The organism is Pontibacter sp. GD13 (genome assembly GCF_058216355.1).
Genome location: NZ_JBYZMQ010000006.1, coordinates 210501 through 219467, shown reverse-complemented (window position 1 = coordinate 219467; position 8967 = coordinate 210501). Strand labels below are relative to the sequence as shown.

The 8967-nt window shown below is 44.8% G+C and carries 6 protein-coding genes; all 6 read left to right on the top strand.

Going from position 1 to position 8967, the window contains the following annotated elements; translation table 11 throughout:
• Nucleotides 1-152 precede the first annotated feature (152 nt).
• The 6 genes from AC4BAN_RS10925 (at nt 153) to AC4BAN_RS10900 (ending at nt 8866) form a co-directional block, all read left to right on the top strand.
• Complete coding sequence (locus AC4BAN_RS10925) at nt 153-1205, top strand: restriction endonuclease (RefSeq protein ID WP_490564436.1); 1053 nt, start codon at nt 153-155, stop codon at nt 1203-1205.
• Nucleotides 1206-1446: 241 nt separating this feature from the next.
• Nucleotides 1447-1728, top strand: coding sequence for a type II toxin-antitoxin system RelE/ParE family toxin (locus tag AC4BAN_RS10920; RefSeq protein WP_490564442.1), 282 nt, complete (start codon nt 1447-1449; stop codon nt 1726-1728).
• Nucleotides 1729-1739: 11 nt separating this feature from the next.
• Nucleotides 1740-2039, top strand: coding sequence for a HigA family addiction module antitoxin (locus tag AC4BAN_RS10915; protein ID WP_490564435.1), 300 nt, complete (start codon nt 1740-1742; stop codon nt 2037-2039).
• A gap of 639 nt (nt 2040-2678) precedes the next feature.
• A complete protein-coding gene (locus AC4BAN_RS10910; RefSeq protein WP_490564434.1) occupies nt 2679-3257 on the top strand; it encodes a hypothetical protein in 579 nt (192 codons plus the stop codon).
• Nucleotides 3258-3506: 249 nt separating this feature from the next.
• Nucleotides 3507-3941 carry a VOC family protein gene (locus AC4BAN_RS10905; protein ID WP_490564433.1) on the top strand — a complete coding sequence of 145 codons (435 nt, stop codon included), beginning with the start codon at nt 3507-3509 and terminating at the stop codon, nt 3939-3941.
• Between the two features lie 848 nt (nt 3942-4789).
• Nucleotides 4790-8866, top strand: a complete 4077-nt coding sequence (locus tag AC4BAN_RS10900; protein ID WP_490564432.1) for a T9SS type A sorting domain-containing protein — start codon at nt 4790-4792, stop codon at nt 8864-8866.
• Nucleotides 8867-8967 lie beyond the last annotated feature (101 nt).

Sequence of the window (8967 nt, the reverse complement as noted above, 5' to 3'; positions counted from 1 at the left end):
TTTTCCCTTATTTTTACACGCAGTACCGGGAGAAAAAAGGGAAAAACAACCCCGGCCAACAACACCCATAAGACACTGAATCAAGCATCACAAGCTTCACCGTCTTATGGCCTATTTCGTTGGGTGTAATTAAAAAAAAGTCGTGAGTAGACATGATAGATTTTAAAGAAATTCCAAGTAACCCTAAGGAAGGTGACCCAGATACATTTGAAAAGTTCTGTTCTGATTTTTTAAAATCAATAGGTTATGAAATACTGGATATACCTTCTAGAGGGGCAGATGGCGGAATTGATTTAAAAGTAAAAGACTTAAGAAGAAAACCAGATGGTAGTTATAGAACGGAAGAAATCTGGTTGGTTAGCTGTAAGCACTATGCCCATTCAGGCAATAATGTAGGATTACCCGATGAAACTAGCATTACTGATAGAATATTACAGCATGGCTGTACGGGGTTTATGGGTTTTTATTCCACGGGTCCCACTACCTCATTAATTACAAGGCTAAAAGGATTAAAGCTCCCTTTTATTATCTATTATGACAGAGAAATAGAGAACGAAATTGTGGGGTTTTATTCAAGGGAAAATCTGTTTATGAGATACTTCCCTAATTCTTACCAAAAGTGGAAATCAATCTCCAATTTGTATGAACCTGTAAAGCTTTTTGAGTCACTTATAGACTCAAAGTATAATAATGTTAAGAGTTTCCTCATCACCAGCTTTGGTTCCCTAGGTGCCGCATTGAAGCAAATTAGGCAACATGAGTCTTTTGAAGAAATTTTTGAAAAGAATAATGTAACATACAAAGTGAGCGATGAAATCCCTAAAATCACAGCATCAATGTTGGACGGATTTGATGAATTTCTAAAACAATTTCCTGGAGGGCTTCAACAAGTACTTGACGAATGTGATGAAAAACTTCCAGGTTTACTTCCTCCCGACGGACCAGGAGCTTTTTTTAAGTTGATTTCTCTTTATTGGGGGGCAATTTTTTCTGGTTATATGCCTGCCATTTCAAAGCGGTTACTGGATTCGATTGGGGAAACAGATTCACATCAAAAGCCTATTCACTTTTCTTTTGGTTTTAACCAAGACACTTTTCGTGAGCAAATAGATGAATATTGCCTTTTTACAAATTACTTTATTTGCAGTTCTAATTGCCACAATAATTTAATAACGGTTTTCCCTAAACTTAAAAGTGAATTATAAAAAGCCTTAGCTATGATTCTTGTCAAATGAAATATATTGCTTTCAACTAAACCTCAATCAAAATGCTGGTCCAGAGGTTGGAGGGATAAAAGAAGAAAAACAACTCCCAACAAAAGCTAAAATTCATTAAAACGTTTTTTAGCCCAACCGTTAGGCTGTGTTTCAAAGAATAGAAATTCTACAAATCTTTTAAGAATCAAACTTATGCTTACTTTTGGCGTTAGTAACGCATAAAGTAAGTATGGTTGTGTCATTCGGGTCAAAGGAAACTGAAAAAATCTGGAACGGAGAACGGGTTGCGAAACTGCCTATGGAAATTCAAACGGTCGGCAGGCGCAAACTTAGAATGCTTCACAACTCTCAGGATATTGCTGACCTTCGAATACCTCCTTTCAACAGATTAGAGAAGTTAGCGGGAAACCTGAAGGCGTTCTACAGCATCAGGATAAACAGCCAATGGAGCATCATCTTTCAATGGAGTAATGGCCAAGCATCAGAAGTAGAAATTATAGATTATCACTAAAGAAGAATTAAATGGAGCGATTACCCAATATTCACCCGGGAGAAATACTTAAAGAAGAGTTTCTTGTTCCTCTAAACATCACAGCCTACAGGCTTTCAAAGGACATTAAAATACCTCAAACGAGAGTGTCTGAAATTTTAAAAGGAAACAGGCGCATAACAGCAGACACAGCCTTGCGATTAAGTTACTACTTTGGTAATTCCCCTAAGTTCTGGCTCGGGCTCCAAGACGATTATGATTTGGAAGAAGAGATGATAAAAAAGCAAAAAGAGCTGGAAACGATAAAGCGCTTTGAGCAAAACGCAGCCTAACCCAGTTCAGCCTCAACCCTTGCTTCGCTTCGTGCTTCGGCTGCACTAATCCGTTGAATACGATTCAAAAACCTCAATAAACTTTGCCTAGCCCTGTTTTTATATGTTGAAACATATAAAAACAGGGCTAGAGCTGTTAAATTATTTCTAACTGCATATAATTTTAAATTTGCTTATTCTTATATTTAAACGCAGATAATAAAGCAATTAGCACAGTTTGTCAAAGAACGGAGAAAAGAAGTTGATCTGACGCAGGAAGAGTTTGCGGGACGTGCAGGGGTTGCACTAACTGTAGTGCGTAAAACGAACAGGGAGAACAAATCTGAATATGGAAAGGTTAACTTAGCTCTTCACTTGTTTAAACATAAATTAGTTCCTATTAACAGCAAAGATATGAATGAAGGAGGGCAGCTAACACAGGACTACAGCGCATAGAAATTTACCTGAAAACAGACAAAGACGCCAGCAAGGAACACCATATCCAAGCCCACTTGGCTATTTTTTAACCACTGGCGCAAGCGTACCACACCACACAAGTATACACAGCGAACAAACTTTTCTGCCTTATAGATACAGGGCGGGCAGTACTATTCTGTATTCTAAACAACCGAAACCTTAACTTTATTTAGCTATCTGATTATGAAAAAAATTGTACTGATTTCTGCGTTTGTGTTTGCTGCGTTTAACTGTGCAGTTGCCCAGGAAGGAGCCGTGAAGCAGCTTCCTGTCCGGCTTTTGCTTGGAGGTGCCCTTGAAATGGGTGGTGATAAGGTGGCTGAGATTTACTTTACCAACGGAGATGAACAGTCGGTAAATGCCGGGCAAGGCATATCAGTTGCAGTTGGGGGGCAGTTACAGTTGCCTAAAGTAGAAAAGCTGCTCTTTCGCGCTACGCTGGGCTACAAGTATGTTACCACCCAGGCCGACAACGCGCATATCCGGCTAACCCGCGTGCCCATACACCTGACTGCCAATTGGATGGCTACCGACAAGATACGCATAGGAGCCGGCTTGGCATCTCATCATGCCATTCGCTTTAAGGCTGATGGTATTGGAGATGATGTTGCATTTAAAGTTGCAGCCGGACCTACATTTGAGGTAGCCTATGGTGACGTGGGCCTTACCTTCACGGCCATGAAGTATAAAGACAATGAGAATAACATTTACTCCGCCAACGCCATTGGCTTGTCGGTTAGCGGAGTGCTGCCCAAAATGTAAAACATAACCGCTCTCCAACTTTACTATTGCATCCGACTCCAGGAAAGCCACTGAGCTATAACCGGACTGTAACTTTAAGTGCTTGCTTAAATGATGAATACTCCATATAAACAAACAGCTTTGCCATTGGAGTCGGACTCACCTTTGTTCTGAACGATCCTGTTATTCTAGGTCCTGTTAAATTATGTTTCTAAACGATAAAAAAGGAATTGCAGGGCTGGATGCGCTAATGAAAAATAGTAAGGAAAAATGAAAAGAGTAATTCTGGCGCTTTCGATTGCAACAGTGCTACCAAGTTGCAATTTGCTAACTAAAATAAACACGCAAATGGCAGAACAAAAGCATGAAACGGGAAACATACCTGCAACTACTGACACAACACCTAAGGTAACAGGTATAGGAGGAATCTTTTTCTTTTCTGAAAATCCTGCAGAAACAAGAGAGTGGTATAGTCAGAACCTGGGGATTGGAACCAACCAGTATGGTTCGACTTTTGAATCAAGAAATGTAAACCGACCTAACGAGATTAACTATCTCCAATGGAGCCCTTTTAAAAAGGGGAGTGAATATTTCGCCCCTTCCAAAAAGGAGTTTATGATTAACTATCGGGTTCAGAATATGGAAGGACTTGTAAAGCAACTACAGGACAAAGGCATAACCATACCCAGAAGGCAACAAAATTGAACTCTGGGAACCAATTGATAGTATGCTAACCGGCACAGAGGCAGATCCAAAAAAATAAATGAGTGGAGTGCTTTACCGCCATTCTATCTGTTTTGAGATCACAGAAGGGGTGAAGTATAATTTATAGATTTCTGCTGTTTTGTGTATCAATTATATTCCTGCGGCTCATCCTGCCTGAAGCCTCAGGCAGGATGAGCTGCAAACTAATCTTTCTCCAAGAGCCTTCATCCTGTGCTTTCTACTTGCCAGAAGCAAGTGGCCTCTGCGTGCCCTATGCTTAAGTAAAAGAGGTGCTCACCCCAAAGCATCCGGGTCAGATTGATGCCCAATAAAGGATTTATACAAAGGCATAGATGCACTGCGCCACCTTGCAAGTCAAAATTTTTCCGGATAAAACAAAATATGCCCTTGAGGGGTGTGGCTACCTAACAAGGGTATGATAAGCACTGCTTGTCAGTGCTATACAAGTATAAAAACCAAATATTTTAGCTATATAGTTCAAGTAAAATTCTTTATTATGTGCTAAATATTGTTCAATTAAAATTATTAATTAGGGTTACATTTACACACCATAATACCATACTGCCTCCACTAACGCCTTAAACATGAAAACACTTTTTACAAGATTACTTGTTTTAATGTTCTTTGTTTTTCTTGGCCCGGCCCTAAGCCGGGTTCAGGCGCAAACGCCTGGCCTTGTTTTTCAGCCAGCCATAAATGGAGGCCAAAAGGTTCTAGACCCTAACGCAGATGGGTATGTATCTAAAACAACTGCGGGATTTCCGGGAATAAGCATGGACGAAGGTTCTCAATACAGTGAAGTCCCCTATCGGCCCTTTCCTATCTTTATGTATGAGCCCCTACACGATATACTTACTGGAAACTCCGGTGGGCATACTGACTTTGCTCCCCGAACCTACGATGCCAATGGCAAGCCGACAGGTTCTCCGCTAGCCTCTTACTTTGATGGAGTAAATTTCATGTTTCGTGTCAGGCTTGGCGGCACTTCTTCGGCCTCTATGGCTTATAGTATCCTGATAGATACGGATGGGAAATTTCCGGGAGGCACCCCAAACCCCGGATTTGAGTTTGAAGTGGTTCTGGCCAATAACTTTGATGTAAGAATATACGACCACCGTACGAACACAACCGGCGGAGACGTTATTTTTCAGGGATCCTACAAGCAGTTCTCCCACAAAGCGGTTGCTGCTTCCAGGGGCGATAACAATCCTGATTACTTCTATGATTTTTATGTGCCGCTTGCTGCTTTTAAAGGCGGCATAACCTCCAGCACCCCGTTACGCATGAGTGGTGTAACGGTAACGAGTGCCAAAAGCGGTATTTATGGTTCGCTCTCAGATATTGGCGGGGTAGATGACCGTGTTTATGGCGGCGATAAAAATGAAGCCTGGTTAGATATTATCAATGCCTTCCCTCCAACCAGCTTGGATGACATGCAGCAAGGCGAGTACCCGCCTGCCATATCAACGCCGCCAGTTGTTAATAATCCGATCTACACCAACAGTCCCACTATTACCGGAACCTCTGTAGAAATTCCCGGGTCTGTCATCACAGTTTACCAGAACGGGGTCGTAATTGGTACAACAACCGTTAACCCAGATGGCACCTGGTCGCTGACTGTGCCAGGTACTGTTACTTTAGTTGTAGGGGATCAGATATCGGCCATAGTAAGCCCTGCAGGAAAACAGGTGTCCGGTTTGTCTAACATCGTAATTGTGCAGCAGGGAACGTGCGTAACAACGCAAACGCCTCCTATTACAAGCATTGTAACGCAAAGTCCCAAAGGCTTTTCCGGCACCACAGCTTACCTGGGGTGGCAAACTTTTACGATCTATAGAAAAGACGCAAGCGGAGCCATAACATTCGAAAAATACACAGTTGAGATTTTGCCCGCACATGCTGTTGCAGGTTCTTCTCCTACCGTTTACAACTGGCTTTACAAATACCCTCCTGATAAAGAGATAGCAACCGGACTCTACACTGTAACGGTAACCCCAACCGGCATGTGCGAGTCTCAGTCATCAAACGAGGTGTGTTATGATGGCACAGGCAACTCTACTATAAACGACAGGGTTCCCACCATTACAGGCATTAACGGCGTAGCTATCCCCAGCACCACGGTGCTGTTCCTGATGCCGCTCAATTCAGTTAGCGGCACATTAGCAAGCGCTACAAGAGATACAAAAGTAGTGCTATACAAGAATGGTGTTAGAACGACATTCTCTGTCCTGACCAGTACAACAAGCTGGTCAATGAATACGCCGGGAATTAACCTGGTGGAGGGGGATATTATCACAGCACGAACTATAACCGATGGGAGTGCAAAACTGGCAATATGTGGTGAGCTATCTTCCAGGCCATCCAACTATAAAATGGCCGCTGTTAAAACTACAACACCGGTTATAAAAGGGAGTTACTGCGGGCCTACCACCACCATATCCGGCACCTCTACCGATGAAGCGGGCACGCGCATTTACCTGTACATGAATGGCAACCTGATCACTTCGCCTGCCGGCCCGCACGCAACTGTTAATGTGCAGGGATACTGGACTGCAACAGGCTTAAACATTCCGGAAGGCGCCACGGTTACGGCAAAAGCGATAGGCGATGGGAAAGTTGAAAGCAGTGTCTCTAACGCTGTGTCAGTTACTTACCGGCAAACTATCACAGGCTATTCCCTGACTGGCCCTGTGTATGAAAACGCGGTTTCTGTTAAAGGCCTGGTCCCGCCGGGCGCTGTTAGTGGCCGAGAAACCGTAAGGCTTTACATAGATGGTGTGGCAACAGAATACGCAACGTCAACTTTTACAAATGGTGCCTGGACCATCTCCGGCATCTTTGCCTACGACATTTATGCAGGTGCAACCTTAACTATAAAAGTATCAAGTGCGGGTGTTTGCGAAAGCATTAACTCTAATGCGGTTGTGGTAGCGTGCAGTCCAGCCGACAGGCCCATTACGGCTAACATGGCGCCCAATGATTACTGCGCCAACACAGCGGCAACCGTTAACCTGACATCCTCCGTGCCAGGCGCTGCTTACAGCCTGTTTGTAAATGGCGTGCAGGTGGGTGGGTCTGTTGCCGGTACAGGCTACCCGATCAGCCTGTCTACCGGGCCATTGTCGGTAAATCCTTCCTCCATTTCAGTCGAGGAATTGAGAATAGGTACCACTTGTGCTAAACGTGTGTTTGGCCCTTTTACAGCGACAGTTTACGCTGCGGTGCCAAACGGTTACACCATAAGTGCATCGCCTGATAAAGGCTGCCCTAACATGAGCACGCAGCTGACAGTGTATAACGCCCGCACAGGGTATAGTTACCAAGTTATCAATGCTGATACTAAAGAAAGAATCGGGGCTGCTTATACGCCCGGTGCCGCCGGCGACTTTGTCTTCCCTGCCATCACAGTTCCAACTACTACAACCTATGGCATTCTAATAACTGACATAGCCACCGGATGCAGCCTGGAAAACACGAAAACGGTTCAGGTTACGACAACGGGTCCGGATGTGACAAGGGCCGTTGAGGCAAGCAGCCCTGTTTGCATCGGAGGCGCTGCTACCATAACCGTAGACACCGAGGCGGGTTATACTTATAGGGTGTTCGAGAAAGGCACCACCAACCAAGTCGGCCCTAACCTTGTGGGAGATGGTAATCAGAAAGCCGTTACTACGGCTGCACTGCTTGCCGCCGGCACATACACCTATGTCGTTGAGGTAAGCGGGAGCATCTGCACAACCTACCTGCTCACGGAGGCAAGTACTACCGTAATAGACCCTGCTAATTATATGGTTTATGCCGGAGATCCGCAGCTGGTTTGCCGTGGCAATGCCGCAACGGCAAGTACTGCCCTGCAGGGTAGCAATCCGGCTCCCGGAACTGGCACCTGGGCAGTAACTAAAATGCCCGCTGGCGCAGGCACACCTGTTTTCAGCAACATAAACGATAAAAATGCGGTTGTATCCGGGCTGGTTTCAGGAGATTACGAGTTTACCTGGTCGGTAGTGACAGCATGCAGCAGCGGATCGAGCAGCGTAATTATCACCGTTAACTGCGATGCCGTGTATACGGTGGTGGCACCTAATTACTGGGATATGTTCCCGAATGCCTCCAACCTGGCCACTGCCTTCGACGAAGACAAGGGGGTTGTGAGCGCAACCATACTGAGCGGCAGGATTCCAAACGGCAGCAGGTTCAATCAGGATGGCAACATTGTGGTCGATCTCTCAAGAGGCAGCCTGGAGCCGGGAAACTTCCCGCTTACCATCAGAACGGTAGATTTCTTCGGTCATGTTACGGTAACGCAGATCATGATCACGATCTACCCCAGAGGAAGCGCCCCTTCTCCACTGCCCGTAGAGCTTATGTCGTTTAAGGCAACAGTTAGCAAAAGTGATGTGGTTATACAGTGGCAAACTGCTTCTGAAACGAACAACGACAGGTTTGAGGTAAGAAGAAGTGCGGACGGCAAAACGTTTGAGACAATAGGCACTGTACAAGGCAACGGTACCACTAGCCAGAAAATAGCTTATACTTTCACGGATACGACCCCCCTGTACGGCACCTCTTACTACATGCTGAAACAAATTGACCATGATGGCAGCGCGGCATTCAGCCGTGTGACATCGGTTACCATAAAGGTGGCAGCAGGCATACAGTACCAGGTGTTCCCCAATCCGTTTGACTCAGAGCTTAACCTCAGCATCATTACCGGCTCAGCGGGGTGTGCTGTTGTGCAGTTGGTAGACATGCAGGGCAGGGTGATCAGCTCTAAAAACATGATGCTGGAGCCAGGTAAGAACAGTTATGAACTGCCGGTTAAAAACATAAGGCCGGGTATGTACCTGATCAAAGTTACAGGAGAAGGTTTAAGCTATACGGCGAAGGCGATAAAAACGCAATGATACGGGTTGATGGTTAACCCACAGATCAGGAATTCTCAAATTTAAAAGGCCGACTTTCGCGGAACCCTACAGTTTGATTTAGTAATTTGCAGTTAAAGCAA